The organism is Sphingomonas sp. NCPPB 2930, assembly GCF_042867205.1.
Taxonomy (GTDB): domain Bacteria; phylum Pseudomonadota; class Alphaproteobacteria; order Sphingomonadales; family Sphingomonadaceae; genus Sphingomonas.
This window is the reverse complement of the sequence record NZ_JBHZQU010000001.1, coordinates 471722-497176: the sequence shown is the minus strand read 5'-3', so window position 1 is coordinate 497176 and position 25455 is coordinate 471722. Positions and strand designations below refer to the sequence as shown.

Genomic DNA, 25455 nt, shown 5'->3' with positions numbered 1-25455 from the left:
GCCTTGGCGGCCTAAACATAAAGAAGGATTAAAAATGATTAATGAAAGCGGTCTTCTTTTTGCGGCGTACAGCCGTTTTGCTGTCCTCGATGCGGAGATGCTCAGTCACACTGAACGGGGCACGATTGGCGTATTCGCTGCAAATGTCACTACTTTCTCGCTCGACGGAACAAATCTGATGACCCGTGTCGTCGCTGATGGCGGCGATACAATCTTTGCGCCCTCCGAAGGCCTGACCCTGCAAAGCGCATTCGACTACGTCTGCGAACATTGCGCCGGTCACCATGACGACGAACTGCTGACTGAGGTTGCGCGTCTGATCGAAGGTGGCGTTAGTCCAAAGAAGCTGGACGCCATGGAGCGCTAATTTACGATTTCTGACCCTTATCGGCGGGATACGCGGCCCGCCGGTTAAATATCGTTATGACAAAAGAGCATTTTGAAAATCTTCGCGACTGTCTGCGCGACATATTCCCCGCCGCTGACCCGGCAGACGTGCAGTTCGCCTATCTCTGTGGTGCGATTGATGCCGCGACTGAAATCACCGCTAAGCTGGAGGCGGGCGATGATCCTCAACGTTGAACAGCCCGACTATGCCGCGATGGCGGAGGCAGCGCCGCTGACCGAATGGTCAATCCCACGCCTGATCGCTGACATCTGGGCGGATGGTGATGAGGAGGATCGACGGGAGATTGACCGCCATCTTAAAGCGCGTCGTCGTCAGTGTGAGGCCGATCACGCGGAGATGATGCGGCGCTGGACGTTTAGCTAATTTTGCAAAATTAGGTGTTCAATCCTTTTTGTAAAGAATGAGCTAACGGCTGGCGGCTCGACGCGAAACCCGCGCTTGGCTGCTGCATTGACAGCGTCTTGTAGAGCTTTCATCTCACTGCCGTTCGACGCATCGTACGGAAAACGGTCCACCGAGCCATCTGGCCACGAAAGACAGAAATATCGCTCTGTCTTCGTCAGTTCCTCCTGTTTTTCGGTGGCCGCGATGATTACGCAGACTACCATTTGCCATGCGGTCGTAGGTTTTTCCGGTTCAATTTTCGAGGTATGACTGTCGCGATAGATCGTTGCGATTTGTCCGTTAAGCATTGTGTATTACCCTCTCAATCAATATGATGTTTCGCCTGTTTCGAAATCTGGCGCTCATAGGCGACTGCCGTTATCGTCCATTTTGAGGGCGAGCGACAAAATGCGCTGCACCTCGGCTCTGATCGGGTGAAACTCGAATTTCTCACCAAGAATGATGCAAATGCCCTGATGCGGATCGACCAGCTTGAAAATGTTCGCCAAAAATTCGTCTGCGAGGTCCGCATCATCGACCATAGGGCTTGGGAAGAAATATCCAACGGGGTCTTGGAGTAGGAATTGATCGAGGTCCTCATCGAAGTGTTCGAAGGCGTTGCGTAACCGACGCCATTTTAACGCTGACTCATCATTGAGTAGGAATGCCCCCCGGAGTCGTTTCCCTCTGGCGACCGACAGTCGATTTTCTCTCTTCATTGGCCAAAAAAAACGAGAGAGTGCCCCGGCGTGGGTCAGGCCTTCTTGAACGGTGGCAAAGATTAAGGCTGGCGGCTCGGATGCGGCTACTGCGGCGTCAAACCTTTGAAATGCTGTCTCGGAGCGCTCAGCGGCGTAAATGATCGAGTGGATGTAAAAGGCTTCATACATAGGCGACATGCCGCCGTATTCATCCGCGATCAGAGCCTCTCTTCGCTTCCGCTCGACCTCATCCAGCTTCATATCCTAGCCTCCGTTGCCGATCGGCACCATCTTGATATCGCGCCGACGCTGAAATCACCCCCATAAAAATTCCGCGCGACGTTGCGTACAACCGATTTCCACTTGTTGAGGTGCAGCACCCGGAACCGCTCGACCCCGTGATGCGCCATGTCGGCATGGAGATAGTCGAGCAGCGCCTGCCAGTTGGACAGGACCGGGCGCTTCGCCGCCTCCACCTGCACCAGCCGCAGCGCGCAGGCCTGCGCGATCTTGAGCGCCGCCGCCGCCGTCTCGCCCACCCCGTCGACGCGTCGCAGGGCATTGGGATCGGCGGTCAGCACCCCGCCTATGTCATGGAATTCGCGCAACAGCGCCTTGGCGATCGGTTTGGTGTCGCGGCGGGGGATGGCGGTCGTCAGCAGATATTCGATCAGTTCATGGTCGAGCAATCCGCCACCGCCCAACAACCGGTCGCGCAGTCGCGCACGGTGTCCGGCATGGTCATTCGGCTGATCCCGCTCGTCCCCGCCGCCACCGTCGTCCATGGTCCGCTTCCCCCTTTGCCGGAAAGCATAAGGGCGGCGCGGGGAACTGTCGCCGGGCTTCGTGCGATTGCGTGCGGCGCGACCATAGGGTTATGACACAGGTCAAGACGGAAGGAGTGACATCGGGGTGGAGGGCGCGAACGAGGAAGTCGGCACCCCCGAAAGCCCGATCCGGCGTTTCCGTCGCCTCCAGCGTATCCTGATCGCCATCGCGCTGCTGATCCTGGTCGCGCTGATCGCGCTGTGGCTGGAGCGCAAGCCGCTCGCCGGGGGTTTCATCGATCGCGAACTGGCGCGGCGCGGCGTCCCTGCGCGCTACAAAATTTCCGATCTGGGGACGGGACGGCAAAGGCTGACCGATGTGGTGATCGGCGATCCGCGCAATCCCGATCTGGTCGCCGACTGGCTGGAGACGCGCACCCGGCTGACCCTGTCCGGCCCCGAGGTGACGGGGGTGCGGGCCGGTCGGGTGCGGCTGCACGGGCGACTGGTTGGCGGACGGATCACGCTGGGCGCGCTCGACAAGCTGATGGGGCCGTCCTCGGGCAAGCCCTTCGCGCTCCCCGCGCTGGATGTCGTGGTCGATGATGGCGGCATCCGGCTCGACACGCCGCATGGGCCGGTGGGGCTCAGCCTGTCGGGGCGGGGGGTGCTGAACGACGGTTTCACCGGGCATCTGGCGGCGGTTGCGCCCCGGCTGGTGATGGGCGATTGCGTCGCCACGGGGCTTGCCGCGCCGCTGCGCGTGCGGGTGGTGCGCGAGCAGCCGACGCTGACGGGGCCGCTGCGGCTCGGCAATCTGCGCTGCGGCGAGGTGGCGGTGGCCGATCTGGCGGCGCGGGTCGATGTGACCTTCGGCGCGGCGCTCGATCGGTGGCAGGGGCGTGCCACGGTGGGCAGCGGCGCGATCCGCCATCCCGTCATGGCCGCCGCCGCGATCGAAGGACAGCTCGATTTCACCGGCACCCCCAAGGGCACGCATGGCCGGATGCAGCTGGCCGCGCGCAACGTCACCGCGCGACCGGGCCGCGCCGGGCGGGCGACGATCGCCGGACAATATCTGGTCGGCCCCGTCACCCGCTTCGACGGCCGGATGACGCTGGGGGACGCACAGCTCTCGCCCGCCATGCTGGCGCAGGTCGGGCAATGGGGCGCGGCCGCCGCCGGAACCCCGGTCGGCCCGGTAGCAAGCGCCATGGCAGAGGCCGTGCGGCGCGGCGGGCGGCACTTCGCCGCCGACGTCGCGCTGGCGATCGACAGCGACAAGGGGCCGCGCGGCCCCGGCTTTGCGGTGCGGGTGCCGCGCCTGTCGCTTGCCTCGGCCAGTGGCGGGCGGCTGGCCTTCGCCGATGGCGCGGGGCTGACCTATGACGCGCGGGGGCTGCGGCTCGACACCCGGCTGGCGATGCGCGGGGGCGGGCTGCCCGGCCTGCGCGCCACCTTGCGACAGGATGCGCCGGGCGCGCCGATGCGCGGCACCGCCGAGCTGGCGCGTTACGACGCGGGCGGTGCCAGCCTGGCGCTCGACCGGCTGGTGTTCCAGGCGGCGATGAATGGCGAGACGCAGATCACGACACGCGCCATGCTGTCCGGGCCGATCAGCGGCGGCCGGATCGACAATCTGGTCCTGCCCATCACCGCCAACTGGGATGGCGGGCGGCGCTTGCGGGTCAATCCGAGCTGCCAGCCGCTGGCGATCGACCGGCTGGCGCTGTCGGGGCTCCGGCTGGAGCGGGTCGCGACGACGCTCTGTCCGCTCGACGGCGCGCTGGTCCGCCTCGACGGCGGGCGGATCGGCGGCGGGGCGCAACTGGGGCCGACAAGGCTCGCCGGGCGGATCGGGAGCAGCCCGCTGGCGCTGTCCGCGGCGGCGACCCGGTTCGCGCTGGCCGATCGCAGCTTCACGCTGACCGGCGTCGAGAGCCGCATCGGCCGCCCCGAATCGCCGACCCGGATCGACGCGGCGAGCCTGTCGGGCCGGATCACGGCGGAGGGAATTGCGGGTCAGTTCACCGGCGGCAGCGGCCAGGTCGGGCAGGTGCCGCTGCTGCTGGGGCAGGTCGATGGCACATGGCGGCTGGCCAAGGGCGTGCTGACCCTGAACGGCGGGTTGCAGGTGAGCGATGCCCGCGCCGATTCGCCGCGCTTCCTGCCGATGGCGGCGCGGGACGTGACGCTGACGCTGGCGGGCAGCCGGATCGACGCGAAGGGCGTGCTGTTCGAGCCCACAAGGAATGTGAAGGTCGCCGATGTCGCCATCACCCATGCGCTCGATCGGGGCGCGGGTTCGGCCGAGCTGGTGGTGCCGGGGCTGACCTTTACCAAGGACTTCCAGCCCGAATTGCTGACCCCCGTCACCAAGGGCGTGATCGAGGATGTGCGGGGCGAGATGTTCGGCCAGGGGCGGATCGCCTGGGATGCCGATGGCGTCCGCTCGACCGGCGATTTCGGCACCGAGGGCATCGACCTCGCCGCCGCGCTCGGCCCCGTCACCGGGATTGCGGGCAAGATCCACTTCACCGACCTGCTGGCGCTGGAAAGCGCGCCGGGCCAGGTGGTGACGATCCGCACGATCAATCCCGGCATTCAGGTGACGAACGGCACCGTCCGCTACCAGACGCTGTCGGGCACGCGCATCCGGGTGGAGAGCGGCAACTGGCCCTTTGCGGGCGGCACGCTGACGCTCGACCCGACACTGCTCGATTTCTCGCAGCCGGTGGAGCGGCGGATGACCTTCCACGTCAAGGGCGCGGCGGCCGACCAGTTCCTGCTCCAATTCGATTTCCAGAATCTCAACGCCACCGGCATCTTCGACGGCGAACTGCCGATGGTCTTCGACGAGCGCGGCGGCCGGATCGAGGGCGGGCGGCTGGTCGTGCGGCCGGGCGGGGGCAGCATCGCCTATCTGGGGGCGGTCAGCCAAAAGGATCTGGGACTCTGGGGCAATCTGGCCTTCGGTGCGCTCCGCTCGCTCAACTATCGTTCGCTCCGGATCGACATGAACGGGCCGCTGGCGGGCGAGATGGTGACCGATGTCCGCTTCGCCGGGATCAGCCAGGGCAAGGGCGCCAAGTCGAACTTCCTGATCCGGCGGCTGCAGAAGCTGCCTTTCGTGTTCAACGTGCGGATCAAGGCGCCCTTCCGCGGGCTGCTCGATTCGGCGCAGTCCTTCTACGACCCGCGCCGCCTGATCCAGCGGAACCTGCCCGCGCTGCTGGAGGAACAGAACAAGCGCGCCGCGCCACCCGCCGCCCCGGCCGCCGGGACCCCCATTCAGCGCAGCGCAAGCGAGACCGTGCCATGACCGTAACAGGATTGAAAATGCAGGACAGAATGCCGATCTTGGGGATGACGCGATGGATGCCGGTCGCGCTGGTCCTGGCGAGCGGGGGATGTGTGAACATTTCCGCGCCGGACAAGCCGATCGAGATCAATCTCAACATCAATGTGACGCAGGAAGTGGTATATCGCCTGGACGGCGAGGCCAAATCGCTGATCCAGCAGAATCCGGGGATATTCTGATCATGAAGACCAAGGCGGTGGTGATGGTGGCGGCAGCGGTCGCGCTGATCGGCATTTCGGGCATGGCGATCGCACAACGCGATCCCGCCTATGCCGCCGCGCGCGCCGAAGGATTGGTCGGCGAGCAGCCCGACGGCTATCTGGGCATCGTCGGCGCCGCGACCCCCGCGCTGCGCACGCTGGTCAATAGCATCAACATCCAGCGCAAGGCGGCCTATACCCAAAAGGCGCAGGCCAGCGGCGCGACCGTCGAGCAGATGGCCTTTACCAGCGGCTGCAACCTGATCGCGCAGACCGCGAGCGGCGAGAAGTACAAGACGCCCGAGGGCGTGTGGAAAACGCGCACCGCGGCGGCGCCGGAGCGGGCACCGGCCTGCGTCTGACCTCATACTCCCCTCCCGCAGGCGGGAGGGGCTGGGGAGGGGAGTCCGGTTGCGGTCAGGCGATCGGCTTGAGGAGAGGGGGGATGAAGTCCCGTATCTTCAGAGGCATTGCCGGACGATAGCGCCAGCCCTCCCCCGACCCCTCCCGCCTGCGGGAGGGGAGAAGAAGAACCGGCCCGCGAATCGGACGGTCCTGTCGCTCCTCGGCAACAATCCTTAACGCATCTGTCACAACGCCCACCCCAGGCGGTTGACTTGGGGGGAGGGCCTTTCTAAACGGGCCTCGCCTTGGCGGGGTCGCTCGCCGTTCGCGCGCATTCTCCCCTTCGGTGACGAAATCAGGTGAGGGTGGCTGCGTGGCGGAGAAAGAGCCCGGACAGGACTTTGGCGATGCGGACGATCCGCGTCTGGCCGCGCTGGACAAGCGACTGGCTCAGGCACGCGCGGAGGGCGCATCGCGGCAGGGGGTGAAGGTGGATGCCGACAGGGGATATTCCCAGGGCAGCCGCGTCATCTCCGCGCTGATCGGAAGTCTTGTGGGCAGTGCGTTGATCGGCTGGCTTTTCGACCGCTGGTTCGGCACCGCACCCTGGGCCCTGATCGTGATGCTGTTCCTGGGGATCGGCGTGGCGTTCAGGCAGATCATTCGGATTTCTGGCGAACGCCCGGAGTAACCGGGCGTTCGTCATATGTGGGAACGAAGCAGCGTGGCGGCAGAATCGGGCGGCAAGATTGATCCGATGCACCAGTTCCTGATCGAGCCGGTGCTCGGTCGGCATTGGGTGGTCGGCGGCTACGACCTTTCCTTCACCAATTCCGCTCTGTGGATGGTGGCGACGTTGGTCGCGCTGTGGATCTTCATGATCGGCGGAATGAAGCGCGATCTGGTCCCCGGTCGCTGGCAGGCGGCGGTCGAGGGCTTCACCGGCTTCGTCAATTCGATGCTGACGTCGAATATCGGGCCGGAAGGCAAGCGCTTCCTGCCTTATGTCTTCTCGCTCTTCATGTTCATCCTGTTCGCCAACGTGCTGGGCCTGCTGCCCTTCGGCGTGGTGCCGGGTGTCCATCCCTTCACCGTGACCAGCCATGTGACCGTGACCGGCGTGCTCGCGCTGATCTCGTTCGCGATCGTGCTGATCGTCGGCTTCGGTCGCCACGGTTTCCACTTCTTCGCGCTGTTCGTGCCGCACGGCACGCCGGTCCCGATGATCCCGCTGATCTTCGTGGTCGAGCTGATGAGCTTCCTGGTGCGCCCCTTCTCGCTGGGTCTGCGACTGTTCGTCGCGATGACTGCGGGGCACATCCTGCTGAAGGTTCTCGCCGCCTTCGTCATCAACGGTATCAATATGGGCCCCGGCTATGCCGCGCTTGTCACGCTGCCGAGCTTCCTGCTGATGATCGGCATCACGCTTCTTGAACTGCTGGTCGCCGCGATCCAGGCTTATGTCTTCGCGCTGCTGACCTCGGTCTATCTGAACGACGCCGTCAACCTGCACTGATCCGGGACCCCGGTTCGGGCAGGCGGGCGCGCCGCCACCTTGAATACCCAAACGACCCTTTTTGAACTGGAGTGATTGAAATGGACGCAGAAGCTGCACGGATGATCGGTGCCGGTCTGGCCGCTATCGGCATGGGCATCGCCTCGCTCGGCGTGGGCAACGTGTTCGCCAAGTTCCTCGAAGGCGCGCTGCGCAATCCGGGTGCGGCGGACAGCCAGCAGGGCCGCCTCTTCATCGGTTTCGCCGGTGCCGAGCTTCTGGGCCTGCTCGCCTTCGTGACGATGATCATCCTGGTGTTCGTCGCCCAATAATTCTGATCGGCCGGGCGTCTCGCTGACGATGCGCCCGGCCGATATGGCAACGAGGACTCCATGCCCCAGATAGCACAGATCAGTGCGACCTATGCGTCGCAGATCTTCTGGCTCCTGATCACCTTCGGCCTGCTCTATTTCGTGGTCGGTCGTGGGATGGTGCCCAAGATTCAGGCGACCGTCGACGCTCGCGAAGCCCGTATCGCCGGCGATCTGGCGGCGGCGGAGGCCGCGCGTGCCGAGGCCGACCGGGTCGAGGCGGCATGGCGGGCCGAGATGGACGCCGCGCGCACCGCCGCGATGGCGGAAACCAACGCCGCCAAGGCGCGGGCCACCCATGCCTTCGAGGCGCAGGTCAAGGCGGCCGATGCCGACCTGGCCGAGCGGCTGGGTCATCACGACCTGGCGATCGCCAATGCCAAGGCCGAGGCGATGGCCAATCTTCAGTCCGTGGCGGCCGAGGCCGCGCGCGATCTCGTCGCCAAGCTGTCCGGCGTCCATGTGGGCGAGGATGCGGCGGCCGACGCGGTGCGAAAGGTGAGCGCGCATGGCTAATCATTCCGCTAACGGCGCCCTGACCAACGCCGACGCGCTGGTCGCGCAGAACCTGGCCGATGCGGCCTCGGCCGAGGGCATGGCCCCCCAGCCGATCCGCGAAGGCGATGGCTTGACCGCCAACACGGTCGCGCCCGCCGAGGGCGAGCATCACGCCGCCAGCCCGACCGCGCTGGGTTTCGATTCGACCGGCTGGGTGGCGCTCGCTGCTCTGGTCGTGCTGATCGGGATGCTGGTCAAGAAGGTGCCCGCGATGATCGGTCGTTCGCTCGACCAGAAGATCGCCGCGATCCGCGCCCAGCTCGACGAAGCGACCAAGCTGCGTCAGGAAGCCGAAGCGCTGAAGGCCGAATATGAGGCCAAGGCGAAGGCCGCCCATGCCGATGCCGAGGCGATGCGTGTCCAGGCGCAGCATGAGGCGGGTCAGCTGCTTAGCAAGGCCAAGGCCGATGCCGAGGCGCTGATGGAGCGTCGCGCCAAGATGGCCGAGGACAAGATCGCGGCCGCCGAGCGCACCGCGCTGGCCGAGGTCCGCGCCCGCGCCGCCGAGGCCGCGGCCAAGGCCGCCGGTCTGCTGATCGCCGAGCATCACTCGGTAGAGGCCGACCGGGCGATGATCGACCGCTCGATTGCAGGGCTCGGCCGCCCGAACTGATCGGCGCCAGGGCCAGTGACAGGACCGCGCTTCGGGCGACCGAGGCGCGGTTCGGTCGTTTTTGGCGGCCGAACGACCGCCCACACCGTTCAGGCTGAGCGAAGTCGAAGCCCAAGGGAATCCCTCGCCCTGCGTGTGAAGAGGGCAGGGCGTGGGCTTCGACTTCGCTCAGCCCGAACGGGGGATGGGAAAGCCAATTTCTTCTCAAGCTCGACTTGGGGAGGGGGCCCGCCGGGCCAGGCCCCACATGACATAACCCCGCAAGCACGGGGCCGCATCGCCGTCTCTTCCGGGTTTCCGGCGCCGATGCCCATAGTGCCGAGCCCGTAACCAAGGAGACGCTCCGATGGCATGGGTCATTCTGGGCATTGCCGTGATTACCGAGATTTGCTGGGCGCTCAGCCTGAAATGGGCGGCGACCGTCGCCACCTGGCAGGCGTCGAGCGTGCCGATCCTGCTCAGCTTCGTGAACATGGGCCTGCTGGCGCTGGCCATGCGCGGGCTTGCGGCCGGGACCGCCTATGCGGTGTGGACCGGGCTGGGCGCGGTGGGCGTCGTGATCGGCGGCGCGATCGTCTTCGGCGACAGGATCGCGCCGATCCAGGCGGGCTTCATGGTCCTGACCGTGATCGGCGTGATGGGGACCAAGCTGTTCGCGCAGGGCTGAATTTGGGTTCGCGCGAAGCCGCGAAGACACGAAGAAGATGGTTCGCGCGGAGGCGCAGAGAGCGCGGAGAAAGAAGAAGGTCTTCCGACCGCCACGTCTGGAACGCCTCTGCGTCCTCCGCGCCTCCGCGCGAACAAAAAACCGTCGCGTCTTCGCGTGAACCAAAGCCACCTCACAGGGTAGCGATCCGCCCCCCGCGCTCCTAAATCGGCCGTAATGTCCGAGCCTCCCGTCGACCGCTTCAACGAAGAGAAATCCACCTTCACCCTGCGCGGGGCCGATGCGCCCGATCTGAAGGCGGGGGTGGCGGCGATCCGCAACGTGCTGGCGACGCTGCCGCTGCGGCCGGGCGTGTACCGGATGCAGGATGCGCGCGGCGATGTGCTGTATATCGGCAAGGCGCGCGCGCTGAAGAACCGCGTCGCCAATTACACCCAGGTCGATCGCCTGCCCAAGCGCCTGCAACGCATGGTGGCGCAGACCCGGTCGATGACGATCGTCACGACCAACAATGAGGCCGAGGCGCTGCTGCTCGAGGCGCAACTGATCAAGCGCTACCGCCCCGCCTTCAACGTGCTGCTGCGCGACGACAAGAGTTTTCCCTTCATCCTGCTGCGCAACGATCACGACTTTCCGCGCATCCAGAAGCATCGCGGCGCAAGGCGGGCGGTCGGCAATTACTATGGCCCCTTCGCCAGTGCGGGCAGCGTCAACAACACGCTGAACGCGCTGCAAAAGCTGTTCCTGCTGCGGTCGTGCACCGACAGTTTCTTCAAGGGGCGCGATCGGCCGTGCCTGCTCTACCAGATCAAGCGCTGCTCGGCCCCGTGCGTCGGCCGGATCGACGAGGCGGCCTATGCCGAGCTGGTCGCGGATGCGAAGAACTTCCTCGGCGGCAAGTCGACCCAGGTCCAGGCCAAGCTGGGCGCGCAGATGCAGGCGGCGGCCGAGGCGATGGATTTCGAGCTGGCCGCGATCCTGCGCGACCGGCTGAAGGCGCTGACCTTCATCCAGGGGACTCAGGCGATCAATGCCGAGGGCGTGGGCGATGCCGACATCTTCGCACTGGCGTGTCGCGAGGGGGTGATGGGCATCCAGGCCTTCTTCATTCGCGGCGGCCAGAATTGGGGGCATCGCAGCTTCTTTCCCGCGCACACCACCGACGTGCCTGAGGAGGAGGTGCTGACCAGCTTCCTCAGTCAATTCTATGAGGAGGTGCCGCCCGCCAAGACGATTCTGCTCGACCGTGACCTGCCCGAAGGCGAATTGCTGACCGAGGCGCTGGGCGAGCGCGCCGGATACAAGGTGCAGCTGACTGTGCCCCAGCGCGGCGACCGCCGCCGCCTGCTCGACCAGGCGAAGCGCAACGCGGTCGAGGCGCTCGACCGGCGGCTCGCCGAGTCGACCACCCAGGCCAAGCTGCTGCGCGAGGTGGCGGACTTCTTCGACCTGTCCGAGCCGCCGCAGCGGATCGAGGTCTATGATAACAGCCACATCCAGGGCACCAATGCGCTGGGCGCGATGGTCGTGGCCGGGCCGGAGGGGTTCCAGAAGGGCCAGTATCGCAAGTTCAACATCAAGGGGAACGAAGCGGCGACCAATGACGATTTCGGCATGATGCGCGAAGTCTTCCGCCGCCGCTTCGCGCGCCAGCTCGAGGAAAATCCCGACCGCGACGATGCGACCTGGCCCGACCTGGTCCTGATCGACGGCGGGCGCGGCCAGCTCAACGCGGCCAAGGCGGTGCTGGAAGATCTGGGCATCGAGGATGTCTGTCTGGTCGGCGTCGCCAAGGGCCCGCATCACGGCCGCGAGGGACGCGAGGTCTTTCACATGATGGACGGCAGCGAACGGATGCTGCCGGTCAACGCGCCGCTGCTCTTCTACCTCCAGCGGCTACGCGACGAGGTCCACCGCTTCGTGATCGGCGCGCACCGCGACAAGCGCGCCAAGGCGATGGGCGCGAGCCCGCTGGACGAAGTGCCCGGCATCGGCCCGGCGCGGAAGAAGGCGCTGCTGATGCATTTCGGCACGGGCCGGGCGGTGCGGAATGCCAGCCTAGAGGATCTGCGCAAGGCACCGGGGGTCAGCCAGGCGGTGGCGCAACAGGTGTACGACTTTTACCATAGCCGGTGAGGGCCTCCATTGCTTCCGAAGCCGATCATGGTCGAATTCATGCGTTTGTCAGCGGACGGTAAGCCATAGCGCGATAGCCTGCGCATCGGCCGTGCAGCTTTGCTGTCCGGCGGGAAGAGCCGGTCTGGAAACGGCTTTATCGAAGCGGGAGACGAGCGTGCTGATCGCTTTTGCCATGGTGCTTGCCGCGCAGTCCGTCAGCTCTCCGCCCTCGCACAAGGCGACCGCCTGTTCCGCCTCGGAAATCGTCAGGGTCCCGCCCGGAGACATGCTCCAGCTATTGGACGATTTTAGGGCGAGCCTGTCATCCGGCGACCGTCATCGGCTCGACGGCGCGCTCCCCCGTGGCGTCGATGGCGGGATCGAACGATGCGATCGCGCCGACGGGAGCCGCGCCGCGTGCGAGGTCCATGCCTATATGCCGGCGCTTCGGCGCACCGGGCTGATGTCGAGGTTCCGGGCAAGCATCTGCCCCGCAAGACCGGACGCGCGGGGCCATTCTCCGACGTCGAAGCGATAGGCTTCCCGCTTCCTGCTAGGGCCGATCGATGTTCATGCCTTTCCTTCCCTCTCCCCTGTCCAGGGGAGAGGGGCAGAAGAAGCAATGCTGAATGTCGATCCGCCCTGATTTTTTCGGTTGAGGGGGCAGCGCGGATCGGTCCGCTCGCCATCCATGGCATTCCCCCCTACATCCCCTCCATGCACCGCGTCGCCCCCGCCATCATCCTGTCGGTCCGGCCGCATGGCGAGCATGGGGCGATCGTGCGGGCCCTGACCCGCGAGGACGGGGTGCAGCCGGGTTATGTCCGGGGCGGGCGGTCGCGGGCGCTCAGGCCGGTGCTGCAACCGGGCAACGGGATCATCGGCGAGTGGCGGTCGCGGACGGTCGAGCAACTCGCCGCGCTGACCATAGAGCCGGGGCATAGCCGCGCGGGGCTCCACGGCGAGCCGCTGGCCGCCGCCGGGATCGAGTGGCTATGCGCGCTGACCGCTGCCGCGCTGCCCGAGGAGCAGCCTTATCCGGTCCTCTACGACGCGCTCGACGCGGTGTTGACCGCGATCGAGTCGGCGCCCTCGGCGCGCGGCTGGGCGGGGGCGCTGGTGCGCTATGAGTTGCTGCTGCTGGGGCAGTTGGGGTTCGGGCTCGATCTGGAGCGGTGCACCGTCACCGGTGGAACGGACGACCTGGCCTATGTCAGTCCCAAGAGCGGCGCGGCGGTGTCGGCGGGGGCGGCGTTCGGGTACGAGGCGCGGTTGTTTCCCCTGCCGCCCTTTCTGCGCGAGGGCGGGGCGGGGGACTGGCCCGACATCTTCGCCGCCGGGCGGATCACCGCGCATTTCCTGTCCCGCGATATCCTGGCCGGTCTGCGCCATGATCCGATGCCGGCCCGCGCCCGGCTGTTCGATCGTTTCAAAAGGGCGGTTGCGTGATGCCCGCCCGCTAAGGCAAAGGGCGCTCCGAACTCAGGTAAGACAAGGGGCCAGCCATGGCATTGATCGCGATCCTCGCCGGTGACGGCATCGGCCCGGAAGTGACCGCCGAAGCGCGGCGCGTGCTGGAGGCGCTGGACCTCGGCCTGACCTTCGAGGAGGCCAAGGTCGGTGGCGCGGCGTATGAAGCGGCGGGCCATCCGCTGCCGCCCGAGACGCTGGAGGTGGCGGAACGCGCCGATGCGCTGCTGTTCGGGGCGGTCGGCGATCCGCGCTTCGATACGCTGGAGCGCGCGCATCGGCCGGAGCAGGCGATCCTGGGGCTGCGCAAGGCGTTCGGGCTGTTCGCCAATCTGCGCCCCGCCCGGCTGTTCGAGGGGCTGGAGGATGCCAGCTCGCTGCGCCCCGACATCGCGCGGCGCATCGACATGGTGATCGTGCGCGAGCTGACCGGCGACGTCTATTTCGGCGCCAAGGGCCGCGGCACCACCGAGGCGGGTCTGCGCGAGGGTCATGACCTGATGCGCTATGACGAGGAAGAGGTCGCCCGGATCGCGCGCGTCGGCTTCGAGACCGCGATGCGCCGCCGCCGTCGCCTGCTGTCGGTGGACAAGGCCAATGTGCTGGAAACCTCGCAGCTGTGGCGCGACGTGGTGGTCGAGGTGGCCAGGGATTACCCCGAGGTCGCGCTCGAGCACATGTATGTCGACAATTGCGCGATGCAGCTGGTGCGCGATCCGGGCCAGTTCGACGTGATCCTGACCGGCAATCTGTTCGGCGATATCCTGTCGGACCAGGCCTCGATGTGCGCAGGCTCGATCGGGATGCTGCCCTCGGCCGCGCTCGGCGCGACGGGCAAGGGGCTTTACGAGCCGATCCATGGCTCGGCGCCCGACATTGCCGGGCAGGGCAAGGCCAATCCGTGCGCGGCGATCCTGTCCTCGGCGATGATGCTGCGCCACTCGCTGGGGCTGGGCGAGGCCGCCGACCGGGTCGATGCGGCGGTGGCGGGCGCGATCCGCGACGGTGCGCGGACCGGCGATCTGGGCGGCAGCCTGTCGACCCGCGCCATGGCCGACGCGATCCTCGAGCGCCTCTGACCCCGGTGAGCGCGCTCCTCGAACTCGCGGTCGTCATCCCGACCTTCAACGAGCGCGCCAATGTGCCCGTGCTCATCGCCAAGCTCGACCAGGCGCTGGCCGGGCGGCGGTGGGAGGCGATCTTCGTCGACGACAACAGCCCCGACGGCACGGCGGACGCCGCGCGCGAGCTGGCGCGGGTCGATTCCCGCGTCCGCGTGATCCAGCGGATCGGACGGCGCGGGCTGTCCTCGGCCTGTATCGAGGGGATGTGCGCCACCGCCGCGCCGATGGTGGCGGTGATCGATGGCGATCTGCAGCATGACGAGACGCTGCTGCCGAAGATGCTCGACCGGTTGCAGGCGGAGGACGATCTCGACATCGTCGTCGGCTCGCGCTTCGTGGATGGCGGCGGCACGGGCGACTGGGACCGCGACCGGGTGGCCAAGTCGGCCTTTGCGACCCGGCTGTCGCAGCGGGTGCTGAACGTGAACCTGTCCGACCCGATGAGCGGCTTCTTCATGGTCCGTACGGCCGTGGCGCGCGAGACGGTGCCGCATCTGTCGGGGATCGGCTTCAAGATCCTGCTCGACATCATGAGCGCCTCGCCGCGCCCCTTGCGCGCCGCCGAGATGCCCTATGTCTTCCGCGTCCGGACCGAGGGCGAGTCGAAGCTCGATCATGTCGTTGCGATGGAATATCTGATCGCGCTCTACGATCGGCGGTTCGGGAAGGTGGTGCCGGTGCGCTTCGCCATGTTCTCGGCGATCGGGGTGTTGGGGGTCGGCATCCATATGGCGGTGCTCAGCCTGTTCTTCGTGCTGCTGGGCGCGACCTTCCTGGCCAGCCAGATCGTCGCGGTGGCGGCGGCGATGACGTTCAACTTCTTCCTGAACAACGCGCTGACCTATCGCGATCGCCGCCTGCGCGGGTTCCGGCCGCTGCTCGACGGCTGGGTGTCCTTCTGCCTGGTCTGCGCGGTCGGGGCGATCGCCAATGTCGGCGTCGCGGCCTTTCTGCACGATGCGCGGGCCAATGAATGGGCGGTGTCGGCGTTGATCGGGGTGCTGGTCGGCGCGGTGTGGAATTACGCGCTGTCGTCGCGGTTCGTCTGGGGGCGGTATTGAGCTGGCGGTGATGGCGTGGCGTGGGCTTCGACTTCGCTCAGCCTGAACGGAGCTTGGTACGAAACGCCGTTCGCACTGAGCGAAGTCGAAGTGCACGTCCCGTCCTTCACCGCCAATCGACAAACCACGTCCACCGCACGAACGACTTCGGTCCCGCCAGCGCCCCCGCGGTCAGGATGGGATAGAAATAGACGAACAGACAGGCAGCCGCGACCAGATACGCCTCATCCCAGTCGCGCAGCGCCGCCCGCCACCGATCGATCGCCACCGCCAGCGCGACCGACAGCCAGATGGCGGGCAGAAAGTAATAATAATAGAAGCCCAAAGACTTGGGGATGATCGCCCAGACCGCAAAGCCGCCGATCCACAGCGCCGCCGCGAACCCCGGCCGCACCTCGCGCGTCCGGAGCCAGCCCAGCGCGCAGGCCACCACCGCGACCAGCCCGCCCCACATCACCGCCGGATTGCCGAGCAGGAAGATGCCCCGCTGCGCCCCGTCGGCGACCTCGTAGAAATACCAGATGGGCCGCCCGATCACCGGCCAGCTCCACCAGGCCGATTGATAGGTGTGCGCCGCCAGCACCTGGGTCTGGCGCGCATACATGTCGAGCTGAAAGGGCACGAACCCCGCCACGGTCAGCGGATCGCGCGCATAGAAAAAGGCGGGTGCGAAGGTCGCGGCATAGGCCAGCCCCGCCCCGATGCCCAGCAGCCCCCAGGCGGACCACCAGCGCAGCCCCGGCCAGCGGCTGGGATCGCCGCGCTTCATCACGACGAAACCGATCGCGGCATAGCCCAGATAGGGGACCGCCGCCCATTTGGTCCCGACCGCCAGCCCCAGCAGCACCGCGCCCAGGCCCCAGCGCCACCGGCTTTGCGCGGGCGTGCCGCGCATCGCCCATCCCATGGCGGCGACCGCCAGCACGGTGAACGCCGCCATGAAGCCGTCCAGCATCGCGATCCGCGCCTGCACCAGCACCATGAAGTTGGCGAGCGTCAGCCCCGCGCCGATCGCGGCGGCGCGCGTCCGCCGGGTTATCAGCCAGACGATGGCGAACACGCCGCCGACGATCGCGGTGCCCGCCAGCGTCGACATGGCCCGCCAGCCGAGCGGATTGTCGCCAAAGGCCATCATGCCCAGCCCGATCAGCGCCTTGCCGAGCAGCGGATGCTCGATGTTCACCGGCCCCTCCAGCGCCAGCAGCGCGCGGGCGGCGGGAACGTAATGAACCTCGTCGAAGACCAGCTTGTGCGGCGTGGTCAGCCGCCAGCAGAACAGGGCCTGCGCGGCGACCAGAAGGGCAAGGAGCGCCGGGACCGGGCGGCTGAAGGGGGCGAGCAGGCGGCGCATGGCCCCAGGTCATGACGCCGCAGGGGAAGCGGGGCAATGGGGTTGGTGGCGCTTGACGGGAAAGGGTCGCCGATCCTCCTTTTCAATGGTCAGACAATTTGACGAAAGGCTTTGCGCATGGCACCCATGGCGAAGGGGCAGGGGTGGGGCGCAATCGTCCGACACATCCCGTCCGGTCCAGATTGCGGGAGAGTGACGTGACGCGAGCGGTTCGATCGATCTTGTGCGGGATTCTGGCGGCCACCGCCCTGTCGCCGCTTCAGGCGCAAGGCCCCACCGCCAATGACGGCCCGCCCCGGACCTTCGCGGTGCAGGGCAAGGGTTTTCTGCGCAACGGCCAGCCGCATCAGGTGATTTCGGGCGAGATGCACTATGTCCGCATCCCGCGCGCCTATTGGCGCGACCGGCTGCGCAAGGCCAAGGCGATGGGGCTGAACACCATCACCACCTATGCCTTCTGGAACGCGCATGAACCGCGCCCCGGCACCTATGATTTCAGCGGCCAGAACGACATCGTCGCCTTCATCCGCGACGCGCAGGCCGAGGGGCTGGACGTCATCCTGCGCCCCGGTCCCTATGTCTGCGCCGAATGGGAACTGGGCGGCTATCCGTCCTGGCTGCTCAAGGACCGGAACCTCGTGCTGCGCTCGACCGATCCCAAATATACCGCCCCGGTCGATCGCTGGCTGATGCGGCTGGGGCAGGAGGTCAAGCCGCTGCTCCTGAAGAATGGCGGGCCGATCGTCGCGGTCCAGCTCGAGAATGAATATGGCGCCTTTGGCAGCGACCAGGATTATCTGCGCGGGCTGGAGGCCAGCTACAAGCGCGCCGGTCTGGCGGACGGGGTGCTGTTCACCAGCAACCAGGGCGGCGACCTGGCCAAGGGGTCGCTGCCCAACCTGCCCTCGGTCGTCAATTTCGGGTCGGGCGGCGCGCAGAACGCCATCGCCAAGCTGGAGGCCTATCGCCCTGACGGCCTGCGCATGGTCGGCGAATATTGGGCGGGCTGGTTCGACAAATGGGGCGAGGACCATCACGAGACCGACGGCAAGAAAGAGGCCGAGGAAATGGCCTATATGCTCAAGCGCGGCTATTCGATCTCGCTCTACATGGTCCATGGCGGCACCACCTTCGGCTGGATGAATGGGGCGGATTCGCACACCGGCAAGGACTATCACCCCGACACGACCAGCTATGACTATGACGCGCCGATCGATGAGGCGGGCAATCCGCGCTACAAATACGGGCTGATCGCCGCCGCCATCGCCGAGGTGACCGGCAAGCCCGCCGCCCCCACCCCCGCGCCCACCGTCGCGCAGAGCTTCCCCGTCTCGCCGGTCCGGCGCAGCGCCTCGCTCTGGGACAATCTGCCGCAGCCGATCCGCGCGGCGCAGCCCAAGACGTTCGAGGAACTCGACCAGAATTACGGTTACGTCCTCTACCGCGTCACCGTGCCAAAGGGCCCGGCGGGGACGCTGATGCTCAAGGGCATGCACAGCTATGCGCAGGTCTATCTGGGCCGCAAGCTGGTCGGCACGCTCGACCGGCGGCTGGATCAGGAGACGGTGGAATTGCCCGCGCGGACCGCGCCCGCGACGCTGGACATATTGGTCGAGAATACCGGCCGCGTGAACTACAGCCACGCCATCCGGACCGAGCAGGCCGGCCTGACCGGCGCGGTGACGCTGGCGGGGCAGCCGCTGACCGACTGGCAGATGTTCCGCCTGCCGATGGACGACCTGTCGGCGCTGAAGCTATCGGCGAGGCCCTGCACCGGGCCCTGTTTCTACGAAGCGGAGATGACGGTGGCGCAGCCCGCCGACACCTATCTCGACATGCGCGGGGCGCATAAGGGGCAGCTGTGGTTCAACGGCCATAATCTGGGCCGCTATTGGGGGATCGGTCCCGTCCACACGCTGTTCACGCCCGCACCATGGATGAAGCAGGGGGCGAACCGCGTCCTGTTCTTCGACCTGATCGGGGATGCCAGCGACCGGCTGACCAGCGTGACCAAGCCGATCTATGGCAAGATCACCAACCATCGCGAGGCGCAATAAGGGCGACCGGTTCTGCCCCTCCACCGCCAGGCGCAGCCGGTGGTGGAGGGGCAAGGCGTGCCGATGGGATTATCGGACCGCCGCGGCCTGGTTGGCGACGATCGCGTCGCGCTGTTCCTGGCTCATGGCGCTGGCATTGACGTCGGCGGCCTTGATCGCGTCGGCGCGGTCCTCGGCATAGTCGCGGGTCTTCTCGGCCTGCTTGTCGAGTGCCTTGGCCTCGTTGCGCAGCATGTCCGCCTGGCTTTCCATATTGTCGGCGCGGTTGTCGGCGGCGTCCTCGACGCGGCCCGCCAGCTTGTCGGTGCCCTTGTTGTTGCAGGCCGACAGCGAGACCAGGCTGGCCGCCAGCAAAAGACCGATACGCATCTTCATCGTCATTTCCCCTGTTCGTTTCGGCCGCAACAACCGGATCGTCGCAATTCCGTTCCGCTTCGGTAACGGCTACACTTGGCCGCGCGTGTCCGAATATCCTTGAACCCCGCCCCCCGGACCGGCAAATGGGCTGGCATGAAGCGCAAGACTGGCCAGGACCGTTCGATCACCACCCAATGGCGCCCCGCCACGCAGGCCGTTCGCGGCGGCACCGCGCGGTCGGAATATGGCGAAACCTCCGAGGCGCTCTTCCTGACCTCGGGCTATTGCTATGACCGGGCGGGCGATGCGGCGGCGCGGTTCGCGGGCGAGCAGGAGGGGATGACCTATTCCCGCCTCCAGAACCCGACCGTCGAGATGCTCGAACAGCGCATCGCGCTGCTGGAGGGCGCGGAGGCGTGCCGGACCATGGCGTCGGGCATGGCGGCGATGACGGCGGTGCTGCTCTGCCAGTTGCAGGCGGGCGACCATCTGGTCGGCGGGCGCGCGGCGTTCGGCTCGTGCCGCTGGCTGACCGACACGCTGCTGCCCAAGTTCGGCATCGCCACCACCGTCGTCGATGCGCGCGACCCGCAGGCGTTCCTGGATGCGGTCCGGCCCGAGACCAAGGTCTTCTTCTTCGAAACGCCCGCCAATCCCACCATGGACGTCGCCGACCTGGAGGCGATCTGCGCCATCGCGCGCGAGCGCGGGATCACCACGGTCGTCGACAATGCCTTCGCCACCCCGGCGCTCCAGCGGCCGATGGATTTCGGCGCGGACGTGACCGCCTATTCGGCCACCAAGATGATGGACGGGCAGGGGCGCGTGCTGGCGGGTGCGGTGTGCGGGACCGAGGACTTCATCACCAACACGCTGCTGCCCTTTACCCGCAACACCGGCCCGACCCTGTCGGCGTTCAACGCCTGGGTGGTGCTCAAGGGGCTGGAGACGCTCGACCTGCGTATCCACCGCCAGTCGGAATCGGCTTTGAAGGTCGCGCAGTTCCTGGAGGGGCGTGTCCCCCGCGTCCTGTGCCCGGCGCTGCCCAGCCATCCGCAGCACGAACTCGCCATGCGCCAGATGAAGGCGGGCGGCAGCATCTTCGCGATCGAACTGGATGGCGGGCGGACCCAGGCGCACGGGCTGCTCGATGCGCTGGAGTTGATCGACATCTCCAACAATATCGGCGACTCGCGCTCGCTGATGACCCATCCCGCCTCGACCACCCATGCGGGCGTCGCCGAGGACAAGCGGGTCGAGATGGGGATCGGCGAGGGGATGCTGCGCCTGAATGTCGGGCTGGAGGATGCGGACGACCTGATCGACGATCTCGACCAGGCGCTGCGTGCCGTGGGTCTGTGAAGGCGCTCTTTTCCCATGCGCTGACCACCGGGTCGGTTACGGTCCGGGTGTCGGTCAGCTATCTGCCCGAACAGTCGGAGCCCGAGCGCGGGCGCTGGTTCTGGGCCTATCATGTCCGCATCGAGAATGAGGGCGATCAGCCGGTGCAGCTGCTCACCCGCCGCTGGATCATCACCGATGGGCGCGGCGCACGCCATTCGGTCGAGGGCGAGGGCGTGGTCGGCGAGCAGCCGGTGATCCAGCCGGGTGCGGCCTATGACTATGTTTCGGGCTGTCCGCTGGCGACGACCAGCGGGGCGATGCAGGGCAGCTATCGCATGGTCGGCGCGGACGGCGAGACCTTCGATGCGGCCATCCCCCATTTCGCGCTGATCGCGCCGGCGGTGGAATCGTGAAGCGGACGCATCTGCCGCTGAACGGTTTGCGCGTGCTGGACGCGGCGGCCCGGCATCTGAGCTTCACCCGCGCCGCCGACGAACTGGCCGTGACCCCGGCGGCGGTGGGTCAGCAGATCCGCGCGCTGGAGGATACGCTGGGCGTCGTCCTGTTCCGCCGCACCACGCGCGGGCTGGAACTGACCCCGGAAGCGGAAGCCGGTCTCGCACCGCTCCGCGCGGGTTTCCTGCAATTCGAGGACGCCGTGCGCGCGATGCAGGCGGGCCAGTCGTCCAAGTCGCTGACCATCGCCGCCCCGCGCGACGTGACCGAGAAGTGGCTGATGCCGCGCCTGGCCGCGATCGCCGCCAGTGATCCCGACCTGCGCTTCTCGCTGATCGCGTCGGACGAGGGGCTGGACTTCACCGAGGCGAATCTCGACCTCGCCATCCGCTGGGGCGACGGGCCCGGCGGGCTGGAGGGCGAGGCGATCGAGTCGGACGGGATGATCGCGATCGGTGCTCCTGGCGGTTCCGAAGACGCGCCGCTGATCGCCTGGCCCGGCGCGCCCGAGGAAGGAACGCCGCTGGTCCGCGTGACCGATGCGGGGCTGGCGATCGACGCGGTGGCGGCGGGGCTGGGCCGCGCGATCGTGCCGCAGCTTCTCGCCGAGCGCGATCTGGCCGAGGGGCGCGTGGTCGCCACCGGCGAGGCGGTGCCCTCGCGCATGGGATACTGGCTGGTCGCGCCGTTGCCGCAATGGCGCCAGCAAAAGGTCAAGCTGCTGGTCGAGGCGCTGGGGGGCTAAACCCCAATATACCTCCGCACCCCGGCGAAGGCCGGGGCCCAGTTGCGGTGCGGCTGGGGGAGTGGGTTTGTCGCGCGTGGGAGGCAAAAGCGAGCGGGTGGCGATGCCTCCCACGCAGCGTGTCGCGCCATCTCACCGACATCGAAGCTGGGCCCCGGCCTTCGCCGGGGAACGAGGAGTTGCTCCATTCCTCCCCCTGCAAGGGGAGGAAAAGACGTTCAGGCCGCCGCTTCCGCGTCGAAGGGCACCGGGAATTTCTTCGCGCAGAACGCGCAGTCGACCTGGATCAGTCCCTCGGCATCCGCCATCTCGCGCCGTTCCTCGACCGAGAATTTGGTGATGACGCTGGCGATATATTCCGCCGAGCAGCGGCAGCCGCGCACGATGGCCGGGCTTTCCGACACGCGGACATTCTGCTCCTCGTTGAACAGCCGCCACACGAGCGTTTCCAGCGGCAGCGCGGCGTCGGCCAGTTCCTCGGCCTGCATGGTCTGGCCCAGCGCCTGGACATGCTCCCATTCGGGGTGGTCAAGCTTGACGTGCAGCCGCTCGCGGCCTTCCTCGCCCTCGGGCAGGTGCTGTAGGAACAGGCCGCCCGCGACGGTGCGGCCGTCCGGTCCCTTGGCGATCCCGACGCGCAACAGGCTGGGGATCTGCTCGGACTGGATGAAATAGCTCTCCGCCGCCGCCGACAGCGTCTCGCCGTCGATCGGCACGATGCCCTGATAGCGTTCGCCGGTCACCGCCAGGTCGAAGGTGATCGCCAGATAGCCTTGGCCGAACAGCGCGAACAGCGTCGGGTCGGCGGGCAGTTCGGCCAGCCGGTCCTCGTCATACTGGATATAGCCGCGCAGCTCGCCGCCGCGATAATCGCAGACCAGCAGCCGGATCACGCCGCTGTCGCTGCGCGTCTGGATAGTCAGCTGCCCGCCCGTGTCCTTCAGCGTCGCGCCCATCAGCGCGGTCAGCGTCAGCGCCTCGGCCAGCAGCCGCTCGATCACCGGGGGATAGGCATGCGCCGCCAGGATCTCGTCCAGCACGGGGCCCAGCCGCACCAGCCGGCCGCGCGCATGCTGCTCGGGGATGGTGAACGCGATCGCGCGGTCGAGGTCGGGCAGGGTGAGGTCGGTCATGGTCGTGCCTTTACGCGCCGGGAAACGTCCGGGCGATATGGTGCCGGTGCGGCGGGGGAAAGAGAAAAGGCCGACGAACCCGCCGGCCTTTCCATAGATAGTATGGGTCGCGCGCCGATCAACCGATCTGGCCGAAGCACCAGCGCAGCACCGATTTCTGCGCGTGGAGGCGATTCTCCGCCTCCGGCCAGATCAGCGACTGGGGCCCGTCGATGACGTCGGACGTGACTTCCTCGTCGCGGTGTGCGGGCAGGCAGTGGAGGAATTTGGCATCCGGCTTGGCCAGCGCCATCAACTCGGCATTGACCTGATAGGGCATCATCGCCGCCAGCTTTTCCTCGGCATGGGCCTGGCCCATCGAGATCCAGGTGTCGGTGACGACGATGTCCGCCCCCTCGACCGCGGCGCGCGGATCGGTGGTGCAGGTGGCGCGACCCCGACCCAGTTCCAGCGTGCCGGGTTCCGGGTGATAGCCATTGGGACAGGCGGCGACCACGTCGAAGCCGAGCAGCCCGCCCGCCTCGACGATCGAGTGGAGGACGTTGTTACCGTCACCCAGCCAGGCGACCTTCATGCCGGGCAGGGTCTTGCCCGCCTCGATCACGGTCAGCAGGTCGGCCATGATCTGGCAGGGGTGCGACAGGTCGGTCAGCCCGTTGATGACCGGCACGCTGGCATAATGCGCCATCTCCTCGACCTTGGCATGGTCGTCGGTGCGGATCATGATCGCGTCGGTATAGCCCGACAGGATGCGCGCGGTGTCGGCGATCGTCTCGCCGCGACCCAGCTGCATGGTCCCGGCATCGAGCACGATCGAGGTGCCGCCCAGCTGGCGGATCGCCATGTCGAAGCTGACGCGGGTGCGGGTCGAGTTCTTCTCGAACACCATGGCGAGGACATGCCCGGCCAGCGGGGCGTCGGCATCGATGCGGCCTTTGGTGAAACCGGCGCGCGCGGCCTTGCGGGCCTGGGCATCGGTCAGAATGGCGGTCACACCCTCGGGACCGGCGTCGGCGAGGTTCAGGAAGTGGCGGATCGTCATGGAATATTACTCCGTCGCCCCGGCGGACGGTGCCGCCGGGGTGGCAGGGATCATCAATCGTCGGCGGCGGGGACATAGACGCGCGCGGCGTCGGACAGTTTCGTCGCGAACTCGGTGATGTGGCTCTCGTCGATGGTCAGCGGCGGCAGGATGCGGATCACATTCTCGCCCGCCGCGACCAGCAGCAGCCCGTGATGATCGCGGCAATGCGCGACGAAACGACGGCTGTCGCTCTTCATCTTCAGCCCCTGCATCAGGCCATGGCCGCGCACTTCCTCGAACAGATGATCGAAGTTCGGAATCATCTGCTCCAGCGTCGAACGCAGCCGCTGGCCCATCGCCTCGACATGTTCGAGGAAGCCCGGCTCCTGGATCACGTCCAGCACCGCCTCGCCCGCCGCCATGGACAGCGGGTTGCCGCCATAGGTCGAGCCGTGGGTGCCGATCACCATGCCCTTGGCCGCTTCCTCGGTCGCCAGGCACGCGCCCAGCGGGAAGCCGCCGCCAATGCCCTTGGCCACCGCCATGATGTCGGGCGTCACGCCGTACAGCTCATGCGCGAAGAACTTGCCGGTACGACCATAACCGCACTGCACCTCGTCCAGCACCAGCAGCAGGCCATGCTCGTCGCACGCCTTGCGCAGCCCCTGGAGGAACTCCATGCTGGCCGGGCGCAGGCCGCCTTCGCCCTGGATCGGTTCGACCAGGAAACCGGCGGTGTTCTCGTCGATCAGCGCGAGCGCCGCCTCCAGATCGTCGAACGGCGCATAGGCGAAGCCGGGCAGCAGCGGCTCGAACCCGTCGCGCATCTTGGGCTGGTTGGTCGCCGAGATCGCGCCCAGCGTCCGGCCATGGAACGCGTTGTTGAACGTGATCAGCGTATGACGCTGCGGATTGCCATTGGCGAAGTGATAGCGGCGCGCGGTCTTGATCGCGCACTCGACCGCCTCGGCACCCGAATTGGTGAAGAACACCGTGTCGGCAAAGGTCGAATCGACCAGCCGCTGCGCGAAATGCTCGCCCTGCGGGCTGCCGTACAGGTTGGACACGTGCATCAGCGTCGCGGCCTGTTTGGCGATCGCCTCGACCAGTTTCGGATGGCCATGGCCCAGCGCGTTCACCGCGATCCCGGCGGCAAAGTCCAGATACTGCTCGCCATTCTCGCCGTACAGATAGACGCCCTCGCCTCGGACCGGACGCACCCCGCACCGTGGGTAAACGGGCATCAGGGCGGTGATGGTCACGGGACGTCTCCTTCAAACAGCAAAGGGCGGCTCAATGGGCCGCCCTTCGTCACGATAGCCGATCACCAAAAGCGAGACAACA

At 66.9% G+C, this 25455-nt stretch carries 27 protein-coding genes and 1 pseudogene; 20 read left to right on the top strand and 8 right to left on the bottom strand.

The window, feature by feature from the left end; genetic code table 11:
- Window positions 1-34: 34 nt before the first annotated feature.
- From ACFX59_RS02285 to ACFX59_RS02275, 3 genes are read left to right on the top strand one after another with little or no spacing between them, the layout of a single operon-like run.
- Window positions 35-367 carry a hypothetical protein gene (locus ACFX59_RS02285; RefSeq protein WP_387429247.1) on the top strand — a complete coding sequence of 111 codons (333 nt, stop codon included), beginning with the start codon at window positions 35-37 and terminating at the stop codon, window positions 365-367.
- Window positions 368-423: 56 nt separating this feature from the next.
- Window positions 424-582, top strand: a complete 159-nt coding sequence (locus ACFX59_RS02280) for a hypothetical protein (RefSeq protein ID WP_387429244.1) — start codon at window positions 424-426, stop codon at window positions 580-582.
- The gene (locus tag ACFX59_RS02275; RefSeq protein ID WP_387429242.1) at window positions 566-772 is read left to right on the top strand and encodes a hypothetical protein; all 207 of its coding nucleotides are present in this window, start codon (window positions 566-568) and stop codon (window positions 770-772) included. Before ACFX59_RS02280 ends, ACFX59_RS02275 begins: the two co-directional genes overlap by 17 nt.
- Here ACFX59_RS02275 and ACFX59_RS02270 read toward each other — a convergent pair.
- The 3 genes and pseudogenes from ACFX59_RS02270 to ACFX59_RS02260 form a co-directional block, all read right to left on the bottom strand.
- The gene (locus ACFX59_RS02270; RefSeq protein ID WP_387429240.1) at window positions 769-1101 is read right to left on the bottom strand and encodes a hypothetical protein; all 333 of its coding nucleotides are present in this window, start codon (window positions 1099-1101) and stop codon (window positions 769-771) included. The genes ACFX59_RS02275 and ACFX59_RS02270 overlap by 4 nt on opposite strands.
- Before the next feature lie 54 nt (window positions 1102-1155).
- Window positions 1156-1755: a hypothetical protein gene (locus ACFX59_RS02265; protein ID WP_387429238.1), complete on the bottom strand. Its 600-nt coding sequence runs from the start codon at window positions 1753-1755 to the stop codon at window positions 1156-1158.
- An 80-nt stretch (window positions 1756-1835) separates the two neighbouring features.
- Window positions 1836-2279 (bottom strand): annotated as a pseudogene (locus ACFX59_RS02260) (hypothetical protein); the annotation flags it as partial.
- 127 nt (window positions 2280-2406) lie between these two features.
- Here ACFX59_RS02260 and ACFX59_RS02255 point away from each other — a divergent pair.
- The 13 genes from ACFX59_RS02255 (at window position 2407) to ACFX59_RS02195 (ending at window position 15644) form a co-directional block, all read left to right on the top strand.
- The gene (locus tag ACFX59_RS02255; protein WP_387429236.1) at window positions 2407-5583 is read left to right on the top strand and encodes a YdbH domain-containing protein; all 3177 of its coding nucleotides are present in this window, start codon (window positions 2407-2409) and stop codon (window positions 5581-5583) included.
- 29 nt (window positions 5584-5612) lie between these two features.
- The gene (locus ACFX59_RS02250; protein ID WP_307100536.1) at window positions 5613-5801 is read left to right on the top strand and encodes a YnbE family lipoprotein; all 189 of its coding nucleotides are present in this window, start codon (window positions 5613-5615) and stop codon (window positions 5799-5801) included.
- Window positions 5802-5803: 2 nt separating this feature from the next.
- Complete coding sequence (locus tag ACFX59_RS02245) at window positions 5804-6184, top strand: YdbL family protein (protein WP_387429232.1); 381 nt, start codon at window positions 5804-5806, stop codon at window positions 6182-6184.
- A gap of 356 nt (window positions 6185-6540) precedes the next feature.
- On the top strand, window positions 6541-6858 hold the full coding sequence (locus ACFX59_RS02240) for an AtpZ/AtpI family protein (protein ID WP_307100533.1): 318 nt from the start codon (window positions 6541-6543) through the stop codon (window positions 6856-6858).
- A gap of 33 nt (window positions 6859-6891) precedes the next feature.
- On the top strand, window positions 6892-7683 hold the full coding sequence (locus ACFX59_RS02235) for a F0F1 ATP synthase subunit A (protein ID WP_387429230.1): 792 nt from the start codon (window positions 6892-6894) through the stop codon (window positions 7681-7683).
- Between the two features lie 80 nt (window positions 7684-7763).
- Window positions 7764-7994: a F0F1 ATP synthase subunit C gene (locus ACFX59_RS02230; protein ID WP_307002385.1), complete on the top strand. Its 231-nt coding sequence runs from the start codon at window positions 7764-7766 to the stop codon at window positions 7992-7994.
- Between the two features lie 60 nt (window positions 7995-8054).
- Window positions 8055-8549 carry an ATPase gene (locus tag ACFX59_RS02225; protein ID WP_261269959.1) on the top strand — a complete coding sequence of 165 codons (495 nt, stop codon included), beginning with the start codon at window positions 8055-8057 and terminating at the stop codon, window positions 8547-8549.
- Window positions 8542-9204, top strand: a complete 663-nt coding sequence (locus ACFX59_RS02220) for a hypothetical protein (RefSeq protein WP_387429227.1) — start codon at window positions 8542-8544, stop codon at window positions 9202-9204. Before ACFX59_RS02225 ends, ACFX59_RS02220 begins: the two co-directional genes overlap by 8 nt.
- A 346-nt stretch (window positions 9205-9550) precedes the next feature.
- Window positions 9551-9871, top strand: a complete 321-nt coding sequence (locus tag ACFX59_RS02215; RefSeq protein ID WP_309697098.1) for an SMR family transporter — start codon at window positions 9551-9553, stop codon at window positions 9869-9871.
- 216 nt (window positions 9872-10087) lie between these two features.
- Window positions 10088-12007 carry an excinuclease ABC subunit UvrC gene (gene uvrC / locus ACFX59_RS02210; RefSeq protein ID WP_387429224.1) on the top strand — a complete coding sequence of 640 codons (1920 nt, stop codon included), beginning with the start codon at window positions 10088-10090 and terminating at the stop codon, window positions 12005-12007.
- A 699-nt stretch (window positions 12008-12706) separates the two neighbouring features.
- On the top strand, window positions 12707-13438 hold the full coding sequence (gene recO / locus ACFX59_RS02205) for a DNA repair protein RecO (RefSeq protein ID WP_387429222.1): 732 nt from the start codon (window positions 12707-12709) through the stop codon (window positions 13436-13438).
- A 56-nt stretch (window positions 13439-13494) separates the two neighbouring features.
- Window positions 13495-14538: a 3-isopropylmalate dehydrogenase gene (leuB, locus tag ACFX59_RS02200; RefSeq protein WP_387429220.1), complete on the top strand. Its 1044-nt coding sequence runs from the start codon at window positions 13495-13497 to the stop codon at window positions 14536-14538.
- 5 nt (window positions 14539-14543) lie between these two features.
- Window positions 14544-15644, top strand: a complete 1101-nt coding sequence (locus ACFX59_RS02195) for a glycosyltransferase family 2 protein (protein ID WP_387429217.1) — start codon at window positions 14544-14546, stop codon at window positions 15642-15644.
- Window positions 15645-15750: 106 nt separating this feature from the next.
- On the opposite strand, the gene ACFX59_RS02190 is transcribed toward ACFX59_RS02195, so the two are convergent.
- Window positions 15751-16995, bottom strand: coding sequence for a phospholipid carrier-dependent glycosyltransferase (locus tag ACFX59_RS02190; RefSeq protein ID WP_387429215.1), 1245 nt, complete (start codon window positions 16993-16995; stop codon window positions 15751-15753).
- A 197-nt stretch (window positions 16996-17192) separates the two neighbouring features.
- Between ACFX59_RS02190 and ACFX59_RS02185 the strand changes: the two genes are divergently transcribed.
- Window positions 17193-19052, top strand: a complete 1860-nt coding sequence (locus ACFX59_RS02185) for a beta-galactosidase family protein (RefSeq protein ID WP_387429212.1) — start codon at window positions 17193-17195, stop codon at window positions 19050-19052.
- 69 nt (window positions 19053-19121) lie between these two features.
- Here the strand turns inward: ACFX59_RS02185 and ACFX59_RS02180 are convergent, their stop codons facing one another.
- Window positions 19122-19433 carry a hypothetical protein gene (locus ACFX59_RS02180; protein ID WP_307100514.1) on the bottom strand — a complete coding sequence of 104 codons (312 nt, stop codon included), beginning with the start codon at window positions 19431-19433 and terminating at the stop codon, window positions 19122-19124.
- A 129-nt stretch (window positions 19434-19562) separates the two neighbouring features.
- Here ACFX59_RS02180 and ACFX59_RS02175 point away from each other — a divergent pair, with 129 nt between their 5' ends.
- The 3 genes from ACFX59_RS02175 to ACFX59_RS02165 are packed head-to-tail and all read left to right on the top strand — an operon-like array spanning window position 19563 to window position 21954.
- Complete coding sequence (locus tag ACFX59_RS02175) at window positions 19563-20771, top strand: aminotransferase class I/II-fold pyridoxal phosphate-dependent enzyme (protein ID WP_309697079.1); 1209 nt, start codon at window positions 19563-19565, stop codon at window positions 20769-20771.
- Window positions 20768-21166 (top strand): Co2+/Mg2+ efflux protein ApaG, encoded by a 399-nt coding sequence (apaG, locus tag ACFX59_RS02170; RefSeq protein ID WP_387429209.1) that lies wholly within the window; start codon window positions 20768-20770, stop codon window positions 21164-21166. Before ACFX59_RS02175 ends, apaG begins: the two co-directional genes overlap by 4 nt.
- Window positions 21163-21954, top strand: coding sequence for a LysR family transcriptional regulator (locus ACFX59_RS02165; RefSeq protein WP_387429206.1), 792 nt, complete (start codon window positions 21163-21165; stop codon window positions 21952-21954). The genes apaG and ACFX59_RS02165 overlap by 4 nt, the downstream gene beginning before the upstream one ends.
- A gap of 218 nt (window positions 21955-22172) precedes the next feature.
- Here ACFX59_RS02165 and ACFX59_RS02160 read toward each other — a convergent pair whose 3' ends face one another.
- The 3 genes from ACFX59_RS02160 to ACFX59_RS02150 form a co-directional block, all read right to left on the bottom strand.
- Entirely contained in the window at window positions 22173-23087 is a 915-nt protein-coding gene (locus tag ACFX59_RS02160) for an Hsp33 family molecular chaperone HslO (RefSeq protein WP_307100506.1), read from the bottom strand.
- Between the two features lie 118 nt (window positions 23088-23205).
- Window positions 23206-24129, bottom strand: coding sequence for an ornithine carbamoyltransferase (gene argF, locus ACFX59_RS02155; protein WP_387429202.1), 924 nt, complete (start codon window positions 24127-24129; stop codon window positions 23206-23208).
- A 53-nt stretch (window positions 24130-24182) separates the two neighbouring features.
- Window positions 24183-25373 carry an aspartate aminotransferase family protein gene (locus ACFX59_RS02150; protein WP_307100501.1) on the bottom strand — a complete coding sequence of 397 codons (1191 nt, stop codon included), beginning with the start codon at window positions 25371-25373 and terminating at the stop codon, window positions 24183-24185.
- Between the last annotated feature and the right edge of the window lie 82 nt (window positions 25374-25455).